This is a genomic window from Roseateles hydrophilus, from assembly GCF_026712245.1.
In the GTDB taxonomy this organism is placed as follows: domain Bacteria; phylum Pseudomonadota; class Gammaproteobacteria; order Burkholderiales; family Burkholderiaceae_C; genus Pelomonas; species Pelomonas hydrophilus.
This window is the reverse complement of the sequence record NZ_JAPPUY010000004.1, coordinates 1-19,860: the sequence shown is the minus strand read 5'-3', so window position 1 is coordinate 19,860 and position 19,860 is coordinate 1. Positions and strand designations below refer to the sequence as shown.

The following is a 19,860-nucleotide window of genomic DNA, read 5'->3' as shown; positions in this document are numbered from 1 at the left end:
CGCTCAGATGCCGAAGTCGTCGGCCTCGCCGTTCATGGCTTTCTCGATGAGCCGGCGCGACAAGCGCTCGGAGAGCAGCTCGGCAAAGGTGTACACGTAGTTGCGCAGATAGGCGCCGCGCTTGAAGGCGATGCGCGTGACGTTGCTGCCCAGCAGTGCGCCCAGCGGGCGGGCGACGAGGTCGCTGCCCGGCGGCTCTTCGCGCATGGCCATCTCGGCCACGATGCCCACGCCCATGCCCAGGCGCACATAGGTCTTGATGACGTCCGAGTCGATGGCCTCCAGCACGATGTTGGGCGTCAGGTGGCGGGCCGCGAAGGCCTTGTCGATGCGCGTGCGGCCGGTGAAGCTGGGGTGGTAGGACACCAGCGGCTCCGAGGCGATCTGCTCCAGGCTGATGCGCTCGGCCGTGGCCAGCGGGTGGTCGCGCGGCACCACCATCACGTGCTGCCATTCGTAGCAGGGCAGGGTGACCAGCTCCGGGTACTGCGCCAGCGATTCGGTGGCCAGGCCCAGGTCGGCGGTTTCGTCGATGAGCATGCGGGCGACCTGGTCGGGGCTGCCCTGGTGCAGGCTGACGCGCAGCTGCGGCAGGTTCTTGCGCAGTTGGGCCACCGGCGCGGGCAGCACGTAGCGGGCCTGCGTGTGGGTGGTGGCGATGGAGAAGGTGCCGCTGTCCTGGCGCGAGTACTCCTCGCCGATGCGCTTCAGGTTGGCTACCTCGCGCAGGATGATCTCGATGCAGGCCAGCACCTGCTCGCCGGGCTCGGTGATGCGGCGCAGCCGCTTGCCATGGCGGGAGAAGATGTCCACGCCCAGTTCCTCTTCCAGCTCCAGGATGGCCTTGGACACGCCGGGTTGCGAGGTGAACAGCGCTTTGGCGGTCTCTGTCAGGTTGAGGTTGCGCCGGGCGGCTTCCTGGACGAAGCGGAACTGGTGGAGATTCATGGCGGGGTCGGTGAGTCGCCGAGAAGGCGTCGGTCAGTCGAGTACGCCCAGGCAGGTCTGGGTGATGGCCTGCAGCATGGCTTCCTGGTCGCCCAGCGGCGGGTGCAGCAGCCACTCGATGGCGTCGCCATGCAGCTCGCGCAGGCGCGCCAGCAGCACGGGCACATCGCGCCGCACATGGCCGCCGGTGCCCAGGAACAGCGGCAGCACGTGCACGCGCGTGCAGCCGGCGGCCGCGAGTTGTGCGGCAGCCTGCTCCATGTCGGGCGACATCAGTTCCAGGTAGGCCATGGCCAGCGGCGTGTCGGGCCGGGCGGCGCGCAGCCGCTCAGTCACGATCTCGAAGGGCCGTGCCCAGGCGGGGTCACGCGCGCCATGCGCGAACAGCAGCAATCCATCCATCATCGGTAGCGCACCAGCCAGGTGAAGGCGGCCAGGGACATGGCCATGTAGAGCAGGCTGGGCGTTGCCGCCACGGCCCAGGGCGTCCAGTTCTTCAGCAGGCCCAGATGGCCGGCCACGTTGTTCAGCAGCACGAAGCTGATGCCGAGCATGATGCCGCCGAACACCTTGATGCTGATGCCGCCGGAGCGGCCGTGCAGGTAGGCAAAGGGCAGGGCCAGCGCCACCATGACGAAACAGGCGAAGGGGTAGAAGGCTTTGCGCCAGAACTGGATGTTGTGCGCCTGGGCGGATTGCTCCTGCGCCGACAGGTGCTCTGTGTAGCGGAACAGTTCGACCGTCGACATGGACACCGCCGGCAGCACGGCCGCGGCAATGACGCCGGCATGCAGCGAGCTTTGCCAGTCCAACGCTGCCACGCGCTGCTCGGTGACGACCACCTGGCCCACGCTGCGGCTGCCGGTGGCGCCCGGTTGCCAGCTCGTGCGGGCCACGTCCTGCAGGCGCCACAGGCCCTGGGCGTCCACGCTGACCCGCGCCGCCTCGGTGCGCGACATCAGCCGGCCCTGGCCATCGAACTCGAAGATGCGCACATCGGCCAGTTCGCCGCCCGAGCCGACGCGCCCCACCTTGACCGAGTAGCTGCGTTCCTGGCCATCGACCTGCCGGTGGTCCTTCAGCCAGGCGCCGCGGCCGGTGTTGCCGCTGTCGCGGCCCAGTCGGGCGCGCATCTCGTCGCCCTGGCGCTCGAAAGCAGGCGCCACGTAATCGCCCATCACGAAGGTCAATACGGCGAAAGCCGCAGCCAGGCCAGCCAGCAGTGCCAACGCCCTGCCCGGGCCCAGGCCGCCCGTGCGCAGGATGGTGAACTCGCTGCTCTGCGCCAGCCGCGCCAGCGCGAGGATGGCGCCGATCAGCACGGCGATGGGGAACATCTCGTAGAAGTTGCCGGGCATCTCCATCGCGGCCAGCAGCGCAGCCTTGCCGGCACCAGCGCCGACCCGGGCCATGCGCTCGATCTCCTCGACGAAGTCGATGAAGAAGGACAGCGAGAGCAGCGACAACGTGACCAGCAGCACCGAGCCGGCGATGTCCTTGTAGAGCAGGCGGCGGACGGTCTTCATGCCGGCACCGCCTTGGCCCGGCGGCGCAGGCAGAAGCGGTTGCCGTTGTCGCGCAGCCAGATGACGGCCAGCGCCAGCAGCAGCGCCGTGCCATGCAGGGTCAGCAGTGCCTTGGGCAGCGTTATGCGGCCGTTGCCGACCCAGGACTGGGACAGGCTGATGAGGTTGAAGTACACGACGAAGGCCAGCAGTGCGAACAGCAGGTTCCAGTTGTTGGCCCGGCGCGGGTTGGAGGCGGCGAGGCCGATGCCCAGCAAGGCCATGTTGAAGGCGCCCAGGATCATGCCCAGCCGCCAGGCGAGTTCGCCATGGTGCTTGGGCGTGGGGGCCCTGAGCAGATCCAGCGTGGGCATGGCCTTGGGCGGCAACTGGTTGGCGTTGGCCATGACCTGCGGGTCGGTCATGACCTTGTACTGCTCGAAGCGGGCCAGGCTTTTCTCGCCGGTCTTGAACTGGGTCTCGTTGCGCTGGCCGTGGTCCAGCACGAGGTAGCGGTCGTCGCCTTCCATCTGCAGTCGGCCACGGGAGGCGGTGGTCACGGATTCACGATCCTTGTCGTTGGACAGGATGAACACATTGCGGCCCGTGGCGGCGTCGTCGCCGTCGCGTTCGATGAAGAACACGCGACTGCCGTCGCTGGAACTCTGGAACTGGCCCGGTGCCACACGGGAGAGGTCGCTGCGCTTCTGATAACGCTCCTTGAGCTCGGCGCTGTTCTGGTTGCCCCAGGGCCAGACGATGAGCTCCAGCACCACCACCGCCAGCAGCACCGGCCAGGCCATGCGCAGCACCGGCCGGATGAAGGTCGACAGTGGGATGCCGCTGGCGAACCAGATCGTCATCTCCGACTCGCGGTACAGCCGCCCGAGCGTCATGACGACGGCCAGGAACAGCGACAGCACCAGCATGGTGGCCAGGTGGGCGATGGTCGCGTAGCCCATCAGCAGCACGACGTCCTGCGGCGCGACGTTGCCGCCGGCGGCCTGGCCCAGCGTCTTGATCAGCGTCTGCGTCAACATGATGGTCAGGATGACCACCAGCGTGACGCCAAAGCTCTTGGCGAGCTCGGATCGCGTGGATGAATCGAATAACATCAAACGCACTTCTATCTACTTCCAGTCATTATGGACTTCAAGGTTCAAGCCACAGAGTTGGATGCACTCGCCACCGCAGGTGCTGACGCGCTCATCGTGGTGCTCGGCGGCGACACGCTGCCTCAAGGCCTGGACGCCGTCGTCGCCAAACATGCGCAGACCGCGATCAAGCTCGGTGACTTTTCGCTGAAGGCCGGCCAGGCGATCACGCTGACCCAGCCCGAGGGCCTGAAAGCAGCGCGTCTGGTGCTGGCCGCCAGCGGCAAGGCGACGCTGGCGGCGGCCCGTGCCGCGCTGGCGGCGGGGCTGGCCCAGGTCAAGCCGCGTGGCGTCGCGAGCGCGGCGGTCGTGTTTGCCGGCTTTGACGAGGTGCTGGCTGAGGCGCTGTCCGAGCAGACCGCCGTGGCCGGCACGGAAGCGGTCTACGTCTACCGCCACACCAAGCCCAGCGCAGCTCCGGCGCCCAAGCTGGCCAAGCTGACGCTGCTGGTGGGCAAGGCGGCGCTGAAGGCAGCCAAGGCGGGCCTGGCCCGCGGTGAGGCGGTCGCGGCCGGCATCGAGCTCGCCCGTGAATGCGCCAACCGCCCCGGCAACCACGCAACGCCCACGTATCTGGGCGAGGTCGTGCAACAACTGGGCAAGACGCACGGCTTCAAGGTCGAGGTGCTGGACAAGAAGGCTGTCGAGAAGCTGGGCATGGGCAGTTTCCTGGCCGTGGCCCAGGGCTCGGACGAGCCGCTGCGCTTCATCGTCGCCCGCTACGAAGGCGCGGCCAAGACGGTGGCGCCGGTGGTGCTGGTCGGCAAGGGCATCACCTTCGACACCGGCGGCATCTCGCTGAAGCCGGGTGCCGAGATGGACGAGATGAAGTTCGACATGGGTGGCGCGGCCAGCGTCATCGGCACGCTGCGCGCGGTGGCCGAACTCAAGCCCAAGCTGAACCTTGTCGTCATCGTCGCGGCCTGCGAGAACATGCCCAGTGGCCGCGCCATCAAGCCGGGTGATGTGGTCACGTCCATGTCGGGCCAGACCATCGAGATCCTGAACACCGATGCCGAGGGTCGCCTGATCCTGTGTGATGCGCTGACCTATGCCGAGCGCTTCAAGCCGGCCGTGGTGGTTGACGTTGCCACGCTGACCGGCGCCTGCGTCATCGCGCTGGGCGGCGTGCGCAGCGGCATGTACGCCAGCGACGATGAACTCGCCGCCGCGCTGACGGCGGCAGGCGACGCTGCGCTGGACCCCTGCTGGCGCATGCCGCTGGACGACGAGTACGCCGAAGGCCTGAAGAGCAACTTCGCCGACGTTCCCAACATCGCCGGCCGTGCGGGCGGCTCCATCACGGCCGCCAAGTTCCTGCAGCGCTTCGCCGGCAAATACCGCTGGGGCCACCTGGACATCGCCGGCACTGCCTGGAAGGGCGGCGCCGCGAAGGGCGCCACCGGCCGGCCCGTCGGCCTGCTGACGCACTTTGTGCTGGGCCACGCGAAGTAAGCGTGCCGGTCCAGGTCAGCTTCTACAGCGATGCGGCGGATCCGCTGCACTTCGCCTGCCGGCTGGTCCGTCGCGCACTCGCGTCGGGCAAGCCGGTGGGTGTCTGTGTGGCGGCGCCCGATTCGGCGCGGCTCGACGAGTTGCTGTGGAGCTTCGATCCCACGGATTTCATCCCGCATCGGCGCTGGGATGGCGCCTCACCGGCTGCGCCGGGCGAGGTGCTGCTGGTTGGTGACGCCGCAGGTCTGCCGCATCGCGGCTTGCTGCTGAACCTGTCGCTGGCACTGCCCGCCGACGCGCTGGCGTTTGAACGCGTGCTGGAGGTGGTCGGCCGCGAGCCGCAAGCCGTCCAGGCGGGCCGCGAGCGCTATCGCACCTACAAGCAGGCGGGCGCACAGCTGGACCATTTCTCTGCCGCGGGCTGATGCCGCGCTGTTGCGTCCAGTCCCTAGGGGCATGCTTTCCCGTATGAGAGCCCTTTCGGATTTGGGATATGTTCAATTCGTTGAGGACTCAACGGTTGTCGCTGGTCTTTTTCTCTCTTCCCTTCCAAAACGGAGTTGATCCATGCAAGTCAAATTGAATGTGGTGGTGGGTGCTGTGGCTGCGCTGCTCAGCGGCGTGGCGATGTCGCAGGAACTGGTCGTCAAGATCGGCCACGTGGGCCCCAGCAGCGGCGCCATCGCCCACCTGGGCAAGGACAACGAGTTGGGCGCACGCCTGGCCATCGAGGAGCTGAACGCCAAGGGCGTGACCATCGGCGGCAAGAAGGCCAAGTTCGAACTGCTGGCTGAAGACGATGCAGCCGACCCCAAGCAGGGCACGGCTGCCGCGTCCAAGCTGGTGGACTCCAAGGTCAACGGCGTGGTGGGCCACCTGAATTCCGGCACCTCGATCCCCGCCTCCAAGATCTACAGCGATGCCGGCATTCCGCAGATCAGCCCGTCGGCCACGGCCGTCGAGTTCACCAGCCGCGGCCTGAAGACGACCTTCCGCGTGGTGGCCAATGACGGCCAGCTGGGCGGCACGCTGGGTCGCTACGCGGCCACGACGCTGAAGGCCAAGAAGGTCGCGGTCATCGATGACCGCACGGCTTACGGCCAGGGCGTGGCCAAGGAATTCGAGAAGGGTGCCAAGGCCAATGGCGCTACCGTCGTGGCCCACGAGTTCACGACCGACAAGTCCATCGACTTCAATACCATCCTGACGACCATCAAGGCCAAGAAGCCGGACGTGGTCTTCTTCGGCGGCATGGACGCCGTTGCCGGCCCGATGCTGCGCCAGATGAAGCAACTGGGCATCACCGCCAAGTTCATGGGCGGTGACGGCATCTGCACGGGCAAGCTGCCCGAGCTGTCGGCCGGCACCATGGCTGATGGCCAAGTGATCTGCGCCGAGGCGGGTGGCGTCGAGGGCGAGGCCAAGAAGTCCATGGACGACTTCCGCGCCAAGTTCAAGGCCAAGTTCAACACCGACGTGCAGATCTACGCACCGTACGTCTATGACGCCGTCCACGTGTTGGTGGATGCGATGGTTCGTGCCAAGTCCGCCGAGCCGGCCAAGTATCTGCCTGAGGTCTCCAAGACCAACTACAAGGGCGTCACGGGCACCATCGCTTTCGACGCCAAGGGCGACATCAAGAACGGCTCGCTGACGCTGTACACCTACAAGGCTGGCGCGCGCGAGCAGATCGCGGTGGTGCGCTGATACTGGGCACACGTCCGACGCGGAATGCCCGGGCTGCCCGGGTGTTGTCGAAAACCCGCCGCTGGCGGGTTTTCTTTTTTGCATTTCTCCTGTCGCTGAATATCGGGTGGTAACCCAATATGGGTCGATTGGTGTGTTTGCGCGCTATTCAGGACTGGCGGACTGGTCGCTGGGCTTGGTTTGAAATGTGCAGTGCTGCCCACTTTCCAGGATTTCAAGTCGGGATCTGTGCCATTCGCACGCTTTGCTGCCCGCCTTCATGTGCTTGTCGCCTGCTTTGGGGTCTACTCGCGGCGCCCGTGAAGATTGCCAATCGACCGTGGCCCGTCATGGGCGATCTGGGAGGAGCTACCCTCCAAACGGGGGGCTTTCAAGCCTGGGTGGCGGAGGCATGATGCCGCCGCGATCAAGGGCCGGGCGTGGTGCCGGCCTTGGCTGGTGTCGAGGTCTCGGCGCACGAGTCAGTGGGTTTTGGATAGGCGGCGAATCGCAGGTGCTGATGATTCGCTCGTCAGGGCTCCGTTGATATTGTGTGCGTTTGATTTTCGTTGAATGAATGAAATCGCGATCGACGCTCGGCGGAACTGATCGGGGATACAGATGATCCGAATATTCAATCATTATCTGCACAGGCAAACGCTGCTTCAGGTTTTCTTTGACCTGGGGTTGATCGTTTTTGCCGTGATTGCTGTGGTGTTGAGCCAGGGTGAATCGGCGCAGACCGTGCTCCCGTTTGCGGCGTCGCACGGCTTGTCGCTGGCCGGCTGCATGTTCGTGATCAATTCCGCGACAGGTTTCTACCAGCATGTGCACAACCGGTCGGTGACGGAGTCGTGCGCGCGCGCGCTGTTCGGCCTGCTGTTCGGCCTGCCGCTGGCGTATCTGATCTTCAGCCTGGTGCCGTCCACCACCAGTCACCGCGACCTGCTGACGCTGGTGGCCATGGCGGCGGTTGCGGCGGTGATGGTGCATCGGGTGTACGCCGCGCACTCTGGGACTCAGGCGCGGTTGCGCAGCCGCATCCTGATCTTCGGTGTCGGGCCGGCCGCGCGTGCGGTGGGCAACACGCTGCGCGCTTCTGATCCTCACGCGCAGATCGTTGGCTACTACGCAGGCCCGAACGAAGAGCAGCGCGAAGTACCGCCGTCGGAGATCGTCAACGACGGGGCCAATCTGACCGAGGCCGCTTTGCGGCTGAACGTGGACGAGATCGTCGTGGCGCTGAGCGAACGCCGTGGCGGCAGCATGCCGCTGCGCCAACTGCTGGATTGCAAACTGGCAGGTGTGCGCGTGGTGGACATTGCTACGCATTTTGAGAAGACGCTGGCGCAGATCAACATCAAGCACGTCAACGCCGGCTGGCTGGTGTTTGGTGATGGTTTCAGTCAGGGCATGGTGCGTGCCGCGATCAAGCGCGTGTGCGACCTGGTGTTTGCGTTGCTGATCCTGGCGGTGTCGTGGCCGCTGATGCTGGTGACGGCCGTGGCCATTCGGCTGGAGTCTCGCGGCCCGGTGCTCTACCGCCAGGAGCGGGTGGGCTTGAACGGCGTCAACTTCAAGGTGATCAAGTTCCGCAGCATGCGAACCGACGCCGAGAAGGATGGCAAGCCGCGCTGGGCGAGCAAGAACGACGACCGTGTCACGCGCGTCGGGCGCTTCATCCGCAAGGTGCGCATTGACGAACTGCCGCAGCTGTTCAATGTGCTCATGGGCGAGATGAGCATGGTCGGCCCGCGTCCGGAGCGGCAATATTTTGTGGACGATCTGGTCAGCAAGATTCCGTATTTCGCCGTGCGTCACAGTGTCAAGCCGGGCGTGACTGGGTGGGCACAGGTGCGCTACGAATACGGCTCGACGATCGAAGACTCGGTCGAGAAGTTGCAGTACGACCTGTACTACGTCAAGAACCACTCCCTCTTCCTTGATCTGCTGATCATGCTGGAGACGGTGGCCGTTGTGCTGACCGGCAAGGGCGCGCGCTGAACGTCATGCCGGCGTCGGCCCGCGCGCCGATGGCCGTTGCCCACCGGCGTGCTTGAATTTCGCATGCCCGACGTGGAACCGATGTCCTCTTCGCTTGCTCTGTCGGAGCCCGTGGCTTCGTTCATCTCGCTTGCCAACCTCGGCAATCTGGTCTGCTGCGCTGCCTACGGCGCGTTCGCCATCTATTTCGCACAGCGGCTGCTGCGTGGCCGCTTGCAGCGCACGCTTCCTGCCATCGTGTTCCTGGCTGCGCTGGCCGTCAGTTCGGCGTGGGCGGGTGTCGCGCTGATCGACGGGCTCAGCCACTGGTCCGACCGCACGCCGACATGGCTGGGCCCGCTGCTGGATGTGGTGCGTTTCGGCTTGTGGTTTGCCTTTCTGGTGAAGCTGCTGCCGACCGCTGGAACCCGCGCGTTGGCCTGGGCGCGACCGGCGGCGGCGCTCGTGGTGTCAGCGCAGGCTGCGCTGTTGCTGGGGGCGGAGTGGTTGCCCCACGATGCCCTGGTTCGGCCGCTAGCGTTCGGCGCGCTGGCGCTGTCCATCCTTGGGCTGATGCTTGTCGAGCAACTGTTGCGCGGCGTGGCCGCCGACGCTCGCTGGAACGTCAAGCCCTTCTGCTTGGGGCTGGGTGGGATTTTTGTGTTCGACCTGTTCCTCGCAGCGCAGGCGGTGCTTTTCCAACGCCTGGACGGCGATGCGGCAAGCGTCCGCTCGCTGGTGCATGCGGCGGCGGTACCGCTGCTCTACGTGGCTTCGCAGCGGCAGGGGGATTGGCGTGGGCGGCTGCATTTGTCGCGCGCGGCGGTCTTTCACTCGGCCACCCTGCTGTTGGTGGGTGCCTATCTGCTGGTGGTGGCCGGCGTCGGCTACTACGTCCGCTACACCGGGGGGCAGTGGGGGCGGGCGCTGTCGGTGGTGCTGATCTTTGTCGCGCTGGTGGCGTTGACGCTGCTTGTGGCCTCGGGTTCTGTGCGGGCGCGGCTGCGGGTCTACATCAGCAAGAACTTCTTCAGCTACCGCTACGACTATCGCGAGGAATGGCTGCGCTTCACGGCGCTGCTGGCCAGCAGCGTGGAGCCGCAGCACACGGCCGAGACGGTCGTTCGCGCACTGGCCAATCTGGTGGAAAGCCCCAGTGGCATGCTGTGGCTGCAGCGGCACGCCGGCGGCGAGTTCGTGCAAGCGGGGCGCTGGAATCTACCGGCGCAGCCGGGCGTCGAGCCGCGCGACGGGCCGCTGGCAGCATTCTTTGAAGAGCGGGCCTGGATCATCGATGTGGATGAATGGCGGCAGCGCCGGGATGCCTACCCCGGGCTGGCGTTGCCGGCATGGCTGGTGGACGAGGCGCGTTGCTGGCTGGTGCTGCCGCTGCAGGTGCGTGAGACCCTGATCGGCTTTGTCGTGCTGGGCCGCCCGCGTGCCGCCGTGGAGCTGAACTGGGAGGTGCGTGACCTGCTGCGTACCGCTGCGAGCCAGGCCTCCGGCTATCTGGCGCAGGCGCAGGCCACGGAGGCCTTGCTGGAGGCGCGCAAGTTCGATGCGTTCAATCGCATGTCGGCCTTTGTTGTCCACGACCTGAAGAACATCGTCACTCAGCTGTCGCTGATGATGAAGAACGCCAAGCGCCTGCGCGACAACCCGGAGTTCCAGCAGGACATGCTGGACACGGTGGAGAACTCGCTGGAGAAGATGCGCCAGCTGATGTTGCAGCTGCGCCAGGGGGACAAGCCGCATGGCGTGACCAGCGGTGTCGACCTCGAGCAGATCGCAAGGCGGCTGGGCGCCGCGGCGGCCAGCAAAGGCCGGACGCTGGAGCTGGAGTTGCAGGCGGGCGTGAGCACGCGGGGCGATGCCGAGCGCATGGAGCGGGTGCTTGGCCATGTGGTGCAGAACGCATTCGATGCGACGCCGCCCGGCGGGTCCGTGCGCCTCACGCTGGACGCGCATGGCAGCCAGGCGCGCGTGCGTGTCACCGACACAGGCTGCGGGATGAGCGACGACTTCATACAGAATCGTCTGTTCAAGCCGTTCCAGACGACCAAGGTCAGCGGCATGGGCATCGGAGCCCACGAGAGCTATCAGTACGTGCAGGAATTGGGGGGGAAGATCAGCGTGCAAAGTGAATTGAACCAGGGCACCACGGTGACCCTGCTGCTGCCGCTGTTTCATGCGCAGGCCGATGCACAGCGGACCGCGCTGGAGCTGCGATGACGACGCCTCGTCATGCGCCGCTGCTGATCGTCGAGGACGACCTGTCGCTGCAGAAGCAGCTCAAGTGGTCGTTGGATAAGTTCGAGTCCGTGACGGCGGACGACGTGGCCAGCGCCGTGCTGCAGTTCAGGCGGCACGCGCCTGCCGTGGTGACCATGGACTTGGGCCTGCCCCCGGATCAGGACTCCGTGTCGGAAGGCTTCAAGTGCCTTGAGAAACTGCTGGAGCTCGACCCTGCGGCCAAGGTCATCGTGCTGACTGGGCAGAACGATCAGGACAACGCACTGCGTGCCATTCGCATGGGCGCCTACGATTTTCTGGCCAAGCCTGTCGACCCAGATGTGTTGAGCCTGACCGTCGAGCGTGCCTATCGCCTGTACGAACTGCAGCAGGAAAACCGCCGCCTGCAGATGCAGCAGAGCAGCGATGTGTTCTCGGGCCTCATCACGCGGGACCCTGGCATGCAGCGCGTCTGCCGCGTGATCGAGAAGGTCGCCCCCAGCGACGCCACCGTGCTGCTGCTCGGCGAGAGCGGCACGGGCAAGGAGGTGCTGGCGCAAGGCCTGCATGATGCCTCCAGGCGCAAGGGCCGCTTCGTGGCCATCAACTGCGCGGCCATCCCTGAGACGCTGCTGGAGAGCGAGCTGTTCGGCTATGAGCGCGGCGCCTTCACCGGAGCGACCAAGTCCACCATCGGCAAGATCGAGACCGCGAACGGCGGCACGCTGATGCTGGACGAGATCGGCGATCTGCCGATGCCCTTGCAGGCCAAGCTGCTGCGCTTTCTGCAGGAGCGTGTCATCGAGCGGGTGGGTGGGCGCCAGGAGATTCCCATCGACGTGCGCGTGGTTGGCGCCACGCACCAGGATCTGAAAGCGCGCATCGCCGATGGGCGCTTCCGTGAGGACCTGTATTACCGCCTCGCCGAGATCGTGGTCGAGATCCCGCCGCTGCGGGAACGTCTTGGCGATCCCGTGCTCCTGGCCCATGCGTTCGCGCGGCGTTTTGCAGCCGATATGCGACGTCCTGCCCCCACGCTGGCTGACGATGCGGTGCGGGCGCTGGAAGCCCATGCCTGGCCGGGTAATGTTCGTGAGTTGCAGAACATGCTCAAGCGGGCCGTCATCATGGCGGACGAGAACCGCATCACGGCGCTCGATTTGGGATTGCGTAGCGTGTCGGTGGAAGCGCAGGGTGTGGAGACGCTGGATTTGCGGGCCGTGCGCGAGGCTGCGGAGCGGCAAGCCGTCATCACCGCATTGGCGCGCACCGACGGCAACATTCTGCGTGCGGCCGAGTTGCTGGGCGTGAGTCGGCCGACGCTGTATGACCTGATGAATCGGCTGCAGTTGAAGTGAAGTGCTGTGTGCCGGTCCCCCAGGTTTGTGCTGGCCTCTGGCAGGGGCTGAGTTCGCGGTGCTGTGTGGTCGCGAGTCGTGGGTTTTTGAGGTCGCTCGCTCTCCATGCCCAGCCGCCGGTGTTTGGGCGGACAGCGGCTGTGCCTGCGCAGTTCAGCTATTGGCGCCACCGACCTGTCGGGCTGCGCTGAGTTCAAGGTTTTGGGAGTTCCTAAGATGAAAACACTGAAAAACCAAACGCGCGCGCCACGCCGGATGGCTGCGCTGCCGGCGCTGATTGCAGCGGTGCTGTTGTCGGCCTGCGGCCGCATGAGCGTCGATCAACTGATGGAGTCGGCCGACGGCTACGTCAAGAAGGGCGACACCAAGGCCGCCTTGATTCAGCTGAAGGAGGCGCTCAGTCAGGATCCCAACGCGGCGCGTGCGCGATTCATGCTCGGCTCCGTGTTGCTGGAGATTGGCGAGGCGGCTTCTGCCGTCGTCGAGTTGCGCAAGGCGCAGCAGTTGAACTACCCGCAGGACGAGTTGGTGGCGCCGCTGGCGCGGGCGTTGGTGGCGGCTGGGCAGCACAAGGTCGTGGTGGATGAGTTCGCCGCACTGGCGCCGACGCAGCCGGCCACATTTGCTGATCTCAAGACCTCCATCGCCACAGCGAAGGCCTCCCTCGGCAAGGCCGACGAGGCCCGTGCTGCGCTTGCGCAGGCGCTGGCCAAGGTGCCTGACTACCCGAAAGCGTTGATGCTCCAGGCCAGGTTGGCCGGCTACGAGGGGCGTACCGATGAGGCGCTTGCCTTGGTGGACAAGGTATTGGCGCTGGCTCCGAATGACGCCTCCGCTTGGTTCCAAAAGGGTGAGTTGTTGATGCTCGCGCGGCGGGAACTGCCCAAGGCTGAGGCAGCGTTCCAGAAAGCGCTGGAGATCCAGCCTTCTCACGTGTCAGCAAGGGCTGCGACCGTGGAATTGTTGATCACACGCAAGGACATGAAGGCTGCTGAGCAGCAGTTGAGCGAGTTGAAGCAGGCCTCTGGCAACCGGGTGCTGATCAGTTATCTGGAAGCCAAGCTCGCATTTGCGACCGGTGACCTCAAGAAAGCCGTCGCTTCGTCCGAGTTGGCGTTGAAGGGCGCGCCCGAGGATGTGGGCGTGCTGCAACTCGCCGGCAACGTACAGCTGGCTAGCGGCGCCCTGCTTCAGGCTGAGCGCACCCTCAGCAAGGCGCTAAGCATCCAGCCGAGCCAACCGAGTCTGCGCGCGACGCTCGCACAGACCTATCTGCGGATGGGCGAGCCAGCGAAGGCGATGTCGACTCTGCAGCCGTTGCTGACGAGCGGCGCCGCTGGTGCCGTCGTGCACGGTTTGGCGGGCGAGGCCGAACTGCTGCAGGGCCATCTTGAGGCCTCGCGGACGCATTTTGAGCGTGCCGTCAAGCTGAACCCTAACGACACCGCCAGCCTCACCAAGCTGGCGCTGGCCAAGCAGGGAACCGCCGGTTACGCGGCAACCAAGGCGTCACTGCGCAAGATTGCCGCCGAGGACAAGGTTGCGACCAGTGCCGATCTGGCTCTGACCAGCCTGCTGCTGGCCAATCAGGAACTTCCGGAAGCGTTGAAAGCCATCGATTCCATCGAAGCCAAACTACCGAAGAACCCCTTGCCCCACAACCTGCGCGCCAAGGTTCTGGTGCAGGCGGGTGACATCGCGGGTGCCCGGGTGAGTCTCGACAAGGCACTGGCCATTGACCCCACGTTTTTCCCCGCCGTTGCCAGTCATGCCGCGCTGGACTTGCGCCAGCAGAACCTTGTGGCGGCCAAGGGCCGCTTCGAAGCTTTGCTCAAGGCCAAGCCCAAGCACGTGGAGGCCTTGCTGGCCCTGGCGAAGCTCAGGCAGGCCGAGGGTGCTTCGCCGACCGTGATCACGGATCTGTTGGCCCAGGCAATTCGCGGCAATCCGACGGAACCGGCGCCGCGTTTGCAGCTCATCGAGCTGCAACTTGGCGCCAAGGACGTCAAGGCCGCTCAGGCGACAGCCCGGGAGGCCATCAGCGCGCTGCCGGATGAGCCCGATCTGCTGGATGCGCTCGGACGTTCCGAGGCGGCCGTTGGCGAGATCGAACAAGCCCTGGCCGCATTCAACAAGCTGGTGACGCTGGAGCCCAAGTCAGTCCGCCCCTTCATGAGGTTGGCTGGCGTGCAAGTGTCTGCTGGCAAGGCGGCCGCTGCCGAGCAGAACCTGAAGAAGGCGCTGTCGCTGGACGCGACACACCTGCCGGCTCAGCAGGCGCTGGTGAAGATTGCACTGGCCAAGGGGCGGACGGACGAAGCGATTGCCGTGGCTCGTGACGTGCAAAAGCAGCGGTCGAGCGAGACCACCGGCTTCGATCTCGAAGCCGAGATTCACCTGGCGCAAGGCAAGACTGCCGAAGCGGTGGATGTCTATCGCAAGGCAGTCAAGGCGCGACCGGCCAGCATCCTGGCGGTCAAGCTGCACATGGCGCTGCGTGGTGCCAAGCGCGACGGCGAGGCGGCGCAGTGGGCGGAAGATTGGGTGAAAGCTCAACCCCGTGATGCTGGCTTCCCGGCCTATTTGGGAGATGTCGCCCTGCGCCAGCAACAGTTCGATGTTGCCGAGCGTCATTTCCGTCGGGTGGTAGACCTGTTGCCCGAGAACAGCGATGCGTTGAACAACATTGCCTATGCGATGACGCGGCAGGGCAAGTCAGGTGGCATGGCGTACGTCGAACGTGCCCTGAAGTTGCGGCCTGACAGCCCCGGCTATCTGGACACCCAGGCCACCGTCTTGGCTGCCGACAAGCAACTGGTCCGCGCGCTCGAAGTCCAACGGCGTGCGGTCGCCCTGGACGGGGACAACGGCATCTTGCGCCTGAACTTGGCCAAGCTGCTGATCGAAGCCGGCGACAAGGCTGCAGCAAAGAAGGAGCTGACCCCCCTCAAGGACATGGGGGGGCGCTTTGCCGCTCATGCCGAGGTCGCCCGGCTGTGGGGCACGCTCTGACGGGTGTCGGGATTCTTTTCAGTGGCAGAGGTTGCGGCGATGTTGATTCAAAAAAATCCAATTGGGACAGGGGTTTGCGATGGTTGGCACGGTGCGTGCTTTTTGAACAGTGTCACTGGGGCAAACCTGCCTCGGTTTAGCCAAGGGTCGGAATCATGATCAAGCATTCGAAAGTCAAGACGATCGCCGCAGTCGCCAGCGCCTGCGCCGCTCTGTTCGCCGCAGCGCCTGCCAGCGCCTATGTCTACGCCGTCTCCAAGCTGGAGATCAAGGATCTGGACATCGGCATCGTTCCAGCGGGTGCCAAGAACGAGCCCGCCAACGACGTTGGCGCTGCCTCGAACTACACGTTCAACCTCACGAATACGGCTTCGTTCACACCGACTGGCGGTGTAACGGCGACCGACAGCGGTGGTGGCTCTTGCGTGGGTCAAGTGCTGCCCGTCCCGACCACGGGCTGTAACGCTCTGGGTGGCCCGGTTCTGAGCGCCAACGTTGCAAATGCGCCTGGCTTGATGTCCGTGCGTGCGGATGACAACTTCGCCATTCTGGGTTCGAACGGCACCCAGAGCTACAGCAACGCCGACTCTCAGATCACCACCGCCAAGCTGGTGAGTCTGGACGGTACCAAGACCAACACGGTTCAAATCGCTGAATCGCTGCTGAACCTGAACGGCACGGCTAAGGCGAACACCGAAGTTAAGTCGACGACCACGCTGCTCACGTCCCTCGTCACGACCAGCGCCACGGATCTCTACGTTTCCTTCGAGGCACTGTTGACCCTCAAGGGCGATATCGCCGACTTCTTGGGCGGTGTGTACACGTCGTCGGCTGGTTCCAACGTGACCTTCACGCTGTCCAACAACCTCACCGGCGATGAGTGGAACTGGAACCCGTCCGGCAACACCACGACGAACAACTGCTTGGATCAAGACGATAACGTCGCTGCGAATTGCTCTGAGCTGAATGACGGTGGCAACCTGAACGTGACCCGTTCGCGATCGTTCAATCCGTCGGGTTACGACGCATCGTTCGATAGCTTCAAGAGCTTTGGTCTGAAGATCGCGAACTTGGCTGCTGGCAGCTACTCGCTGTCTCTGCAGGCGACCACCACGACGTCGGTGGATCGTCTGCACGTGCCTGAGCCGGGCTCGCTGGCTTTGGCTGGCTTGGCTCTTTTGGGGCTTGGCGCTGTGAGCCGTCGCTCGCGCAAGCAGTAATGTGACGCTGGCCTCGTTTGAAGCGAGGCCTCGTTGGGCGGGCGCATTTCATGTGGCCAGTCAAACTTGAAAGGGATCGCGTGGATGCGATCCCTTTTTTGTTGTTTCGCCTCGATGCGTTGCCATGAGCGGTGCTAAGGGATGAGTGCAACCTGAATCGCCCCGGGTTCAGTAGACACCTTCGAGCCTCAAACTGAGGCCCTGAGGAGGTGCCATGACAGCGAAGCAACCCTACCCGGAAGAATTCAAGATCGAGGCGGTCAAGCAGATCACGGAGCGAGGCCATCGGGTGGCCGACGTATCCGCCCGGATCGGCGTGAGCCAGCACAGTCTGTACAAGTGGATCAAGGCGTATTCGGCGCCTGCCGCCGAGCAACAGGCGCGGGCATCGCAGACAGAGGAGCTGCGGCGACTGAAGGCCGAACTGCGGCGCGTGACCGAGGAGCGCGACATCCTAAAAAACGGCCATCGTGGCGCGGCCCCGTCCCGGTGGACAGAAACACCGGGATACCTACACTGACCAAGTCGGACTGTGGCCGTCAGCTTTTTGGAGGCTTTCGTCCCCGTCAAAAAACGTGGCCCCTGGGGATTTTGCGGACCCAGCTGTGGTGGCGCCTTGTGCGACCCCGTTTAGGAAAGTGATTGATCCGCTCCCCTGTCCGGCGCTTTGCCTACAGGAGGTTGCCATGTCCAAGGTTGGAAAGGCGCTCGGTCTACCGATCGTCAATGCCAGAGCCGCCGGTATCGACATCGGTGCGCGCATCCAGGTCGCGGCCGTGCCGCCCGAACTGAGCGCCGACCCCGTGCGCACGTTCGGGAGCTTCACAGCTGACATCGAGGCGATGGCCAACTGGCTAGTCTCTGTCGGCATCACGACCGTGGCGATGGAGTCCACCGGCGTGTACTGGGTGCCGGTCTACGAGATCTTGGAAGAGCACGGGTTGACAGTCCTGCTCGCCAACGCCCGTGACTGCAAGGCCGTTCCAGGGCGCAAAAGCGATGTGAACGACGCCCAGTGATTGCAACGCCTGCATGCGTGCGGATTGCTGCGGCCGAGCTTCCATCCAAGCCGGGACATTGCGGCACTGCGCGCCTATATGCGGATTCGAGACCGCCATCTGGAGTACGCGGCAGCCCACATGCAGCACATGCAAAAGGCCCTGACGCTGATGAACCTTCAGCTGCACCATGTCCTCAGCGATATCAGTGGCGTCACAGGTCTGAAGATCATCCGCGCCATCGTGGCAGGCGAGCGTGATCCCGACGTTCTCGCATCTATGCGGGACGTCCGGTGCCGTGAAAGCCTGCAGACCATTCGGGCCGCTCTGGTGGGCAACTACCAGCCCGAACATGTGTTTGCGCTGGCACAAGCGCTTGCGCTGTTTGATTCGTACCAGGATCGGATAGCTGATTGCGACCAGCAGATTGAGAGCTCTTTGCGCCAGCTGAACGCCGGTCGGCCAGATCCTGAGACGGAGCTACCGCGGCCGCGCACCAAGACCAAGCAAGCCAATGCGTCGAAGTTCGACGTGCGGGCCATGCTGTACCAGTTGACCGGCACTGACCTGACCTCCATCCACGGCCTCGGACCCAGCATCGCGCTGTCATTGGTCGCCGAATGCGGCACCGACCTCAGCAAGTGGCCCACCGAAAAGCACTTCACCTCGTGGCTGTGCTTGTCGCCGGGATGCAAGATCAGCGGAGGTAAGGTGCTCTCCGCACGTACCCGCAAGAGCTCCAGCCGACTGTCGTCACAGCTCCGCCTGGTTGCAGTCAAAGTCGGGTGTACTGAGACGGCGCTCGGAGCGTTCTACCGTCGCCTGGCTGCGCGCATCGGCAAGGCCAAGGCAGTGACCGCCACGGCGCGCAAGCTCGCGATCCTCTTCTACCGCGCGATGCGCTTCGGCATGCAGTACCAAGACCCCGGTGCCGACCAGTACGAGCAACGGTATCGTGAACGCGTCGTCAAGCAACTCGAGCGGCGCGCTGCTCGCTTCGGCTTCTCATTGCTGCCGGTCCAGGAAGGTGTTTCTTAGGAAGGCCGCCGCGTACTTTGCCAGGCAGTCCGGGTGAGGTACGCGTTCATCAAGGCGCACGAGGGGCAGTACAGCGTACGGCGCATGTGCAAGGTGATGCAGGTGCACCCCAGCGGCTACTACGCATGGAAGGCCGAGCCGCAGAGCGCACGAGCCAAGGACGACCAGCGATTGACCGGCTTGCTCAAGCAGGCATGGCTAGAGAGTGGCGGCGTGTACGGCTATCGCAAGTTGACGCTGGACATGCGAGACCTCGGTGAGCGCTGCGACAAGCACCGAGTGGCTCGGCTGCTCAAGATCGAAGGACTGCGCTCGCAGACGGGCTACAGGCGCCGTCCTGGGATGCGCGGCGGCAAGCCTGCCGTGGTGGCACCGAATCACCTGCAGCGCCGGTTCACGGTGGCCCAGCCCAACCAGTCCTGGGTGACCGACATCACCTACATTCGCACCCACGAGGGCTGGCTGTACCTGGCGGTCGTGGTCGACCTGTTCTCGCGTCAGGTGGTGGGCTGGTCGATGGGCAGTCGCATCGACACCAGCCTGGTGTTGGATGCGCTGCTGATGGCCTTATGGCGCCGCCAACCCAGGGATGCCGTCACGGTGCACTCCGACCAGGGCTGCCAGTTCAAGGGTCATGAGTGGCAGACCTTCTTGCGCGACCACAACTTGGTCAGCAGCATGAGCCGGCGCGGCAACTGCCACGACAACGCCGTGGCCGAGAGCTTCTTCCAGTTGCTCAAGCGCGAGCGCATCCGTCGGCAGGTCTACGCCACGCGCAATGACGCTCGTGCCGACGTCTTCAACTACATCGAGATGTTCTACAACCCCAAGCGGCGCCACGGCACTGCCGGCGACACTTCGCCGGTCGAGTTCGAACGACGCCATTCCCAACGGCTCACGGGTGTCTAGGAAAACCGGGGCGATTCAGGCGGATACGTCGGCCACCCGATGGCCTCGCTCCGTGATCTGCTTGACCGCCTCGATCTTGAATTCTTCCGGGCAGGGTTGCTTCGCTGTCATGCAGCCTCCTCAGGGCAGCAGCTTGAGGCTCGAAGGCGTCTGCTTAACCGGCGTGATTCAGTTTCTCTTGCGCGCCGCTAAAAATCTGTGCCACAATAGCGGGCTTCGCTGCTCACAACTGGTTTTGTTGGTTTTGTTGCTGAGAAGCGGAGGGGTCGAGAGGCCTGGTGTGTTTGACTCAGTTGAGTGCTTGAAAAAAGTTTTCAAAAGCACTTGACGAAGTCGAAAAGACAGATCAAAATCTCGCCTCT

General features: G+C 64.6%; 12 protein-coding genes and 3 pseudogenes. 11 read left to right on the top strand and 4 right to left on the bottom strand.

Annotated elements, in window-relative coordinates; all coding sequences use genetic code 11:
- Positions 1-3: 3 nt before the first annotated feature.
- Genes NYO99_RS15135 through lptF form a run of 4 tightly spaced genes read right to left on the bottom strand, consistent with a single transcriptional unit; the run spans position 4 to position 3,568 of the window.
- The gene (locus NYO99_RS15135) at positions 4-948 is read right to left on the bottom strand and encodes a CysB family HTH-type transcriptional regulator (RefSeq protein ID WP_268168078.1); all 945 of its coding nucleotides are present in this window, start codon (positions 946-948) and stop codon (positions 4-6) included.
- A 33-nt stretch (positions 949-981) separates the two neighbouring features.
- Entirely contained in the window at positions 982-1,350 is a 369-nt protein-coding gene (locus NYO99_RS15130) for a sirohydrochlorin chelatase (RefSeq protein WP_326494837.1), read from the bottom strand.
- Entirely contained in the window at positions 1,350-2,474 is a 1,125-nt protein-coding gene (gene lptG / locus NYO99_RS15125) for an LPS export ABC transporter permease LptG (protein ID WP_268168075.1), read from the bottom strand. The genes NYO99_RS15130 and lptG overlap by 1 nt, the downstream gene beginning before the upstream one ends.
- A complete protein-coding gene (gene lptF / locus NYO99_RS15120; RefSeq protein WP_268168074.1) occupies positions 2,471-3,568 on the bottom strand; it encodes an LPS export ABC transporter permease LptF in 1,098 nt (365 codons plus the stop codon). Before lptF ends, lptG begins: the two co-directional genes overlap by 4 nt.
- Positions 3,569-3,598: 30 nt before the next feature.
- Between lptF and NYO99_RS15115 the strand changes: the two genes are divergently transcribed.
- The 11 genes and pseudogenes from NYO99_RS15115 to NYO99_RS15060 form a co-directional block, all read left to right on the top strand.
- Positions 3,599-5,062 carry a leucyl aminopeptidase gene (locus tag NYO99_RS15115; protein WP_268168073.1) on the top strand — a complete coding sequence of 488 codons (1,464 nt, stop codon included), beginning with the start codon at positions 3,599-3,601 and terminating at the stop codon, positions 5,060-5,062.
- A 2-nt stretch (positions 5,063-5,064) separates the two neighbouring features.
- Positions 5,065-5,487 (top strand): DNA polymerase III subunit chi, encoded by a 423-nt coding sequence (locus tag NYO99_RS15110; RefSeq protein WP_268168072.1) that lies wholly within the window; start codon positions 5,065-5,067, stop codon positions 5,485-5,487.
- 142 nt (positions 5,488-5,629) lie between these two features.
- Positions 5,630-6,769: a branched-chain amino acid ABC transporter substrate-binding protein gene (locus NYO99_RS15105; RefSeq protein ID WP_268168071.1), complete on the top strand. Its 1,140-nt coding sequence runs from the start codon at positions 5,630-5,632 to the stop codon at positions 6,767-6,769.
- Positions 6,770-7,369: 600 nt separating this feature from the next.
- On the top strand, positions 7,370-8,752 hold the full coding sequence (locus tag NYO99_RS15100; protein ID WP_268168070.1) for a TIGR03013 family XrtA/PEP-CTERM system glycosyltransferase: 1,383 nt from the start codon (positions 7,370-7,372) through the stop codon (positions 8,750-8,752).
- 63 nt (positions 8,753-8,815) lie between these two features.
- Positions 8,816-10,963, top strand: a complete 2,148-nt coding sequence (gene prsK, locus NYO99_RS15095; RefSeq protein ID WP_268168069.1) for an XrtA/PEP-CTERM system histidine kinase PrsK — start codon at positions 8,816-8,818, stop codon at positions 10,961-10,963.
- Positions 10,960-12,321: a PEP-CTERM-box response regulator transcription factor gene (prsR, locus tag NYO99_RS15090; protein ID WP_268168068.1), complete on the top strand. Its 1,362-nt coding sequence runs from the start codon at positions 10,960-10,962 to the stop codon at positions 12,319-12,321. Before prsK ends, prsR begins: the two co-directional genes overlap by 4 nt.
- Positions 12,322-12,537: 216 nt before the next feature.
- A complete protein-coding gene (gene prsT, locus NYO99_RS15085; RefSeq protein WP_268168067.1) occupies positions 12,538-15,333 on the top strand; it encodes an XrtA/PEP-CTERM system TPR-repeat protein PrsT in 2,796 nt (931 codons plus the stop codon).
- A 155-nt stretch (positions 15,334-15,488) separates the two neighbouring features.
- Positions 15,489-16,553, top strand: a complete 1,065-nt coding sequence (locus NYO99_RS15080; RefSeq protein WP_268168066.1) for an EDSAP-1 family PEP-CTERM protein — start codon at positions 15,489-15,491, stop codon at positions 16,551-16,553.
- A 214-nt stretch (positions 16,554-16,767) separates the two neighbouring features.
- Positions 16,768-17,025 (top strand): annotated as a pseudogene (locus tag NYO99_RS15075) (transposase); the annotation flags it as partial.
- A 214-nt stretch (positions 17,026-17,239) separates the two neighbouring features.
- A pseudogene (locus tag NYO99_RS15065) lies at positions 17,240-18,589 on the top strand (IS110 family RNA-guided transposase).
- Positions 18,590-19,498 (top strand): annotated as a pseudogene (locus NYO99_RS15060) (IS3 family transposase); the annotation flags it as partial.
- Positions 19,499-19,860: the final 362 nt, after the last annotated feature.

Bases quoted from the DNA above. Each gene is read 5' to 3' on its own strand.
- NYO99_RS15135 (WP_268168078.1), bottom strand. From the start codon at position 948: ATGAATCTCCACCAGTTCCGCTTCGTCCAGGAAGCCGCCCGGCGCAAC.
- NYO99_RS15130 (WP_326494837.1), bottom strand. From the start codon at position 1,350: ATGGATGGATTGCTGCTGTTCGCGCATGGCGCGCGTGACCCCGCCTGG.
- lptG (WP_268168075.1), bottom strand. From the start codon at position 2,474: ATGAAGACCGTCCGCCGCCTGCTCTACAAGGACATCGCCGGCTCGGTG.
- lptF (WP_268168074.1), bottom strand. From the start codon at position 3,568: ATGTTATTCGATTCATCCACGCGATCCGAGCTCGCCAAGAGCTTTGGC.
- NYO99_RS15115 (WP_268168073.1), top strand. From the start codon at position 3,599: ATGGACTTCAAGGTTCAAGCCACAGAGTTGGATGCACTCGCCACCGCA.
- NYO99_RS15105 (WP_268168071.1), top strand. From the start codon at position 5,630: ATGCAAGTCAAATTGAATGTGGTGGTGGGTGCTGTGGCTGCGCTGCTC.
- NYO99_RS15100 (WP_268168070.1), top strand. From the start codon at position 7,370: ATGATCCGAATATTCAATCATTATCTGCACAGGCAAACGCTGCTTCAG.
- prsK (WP_268168069.1), top strand. From the start codon at position 8,816: ATGCCCGACGTGGAACCGATGTCCTCTTCGCTTGCTCTGTCGGAGCCC.
- prsR (WP_268168068.1), top strand. From the start codon at position 10,960: ATGACGACGCCTCGTCATGCGCCGCTGCTGATCGTCGAGGACGACCTG.
- prsT (WP_268168067.1), top strand. From the start codon at position 12,538: ATGAAAACACTGAAAAACCAAACGCGCGCGCCACGCCGGATGGCTGCG.
- NYO99_RS15080 (WP_268168066.1), top strand. From the start codon at position 15,489: ATGATCAAGCATTCGAAAGTCAAGACGATCGCCGCAGTCGCCAGCGCC.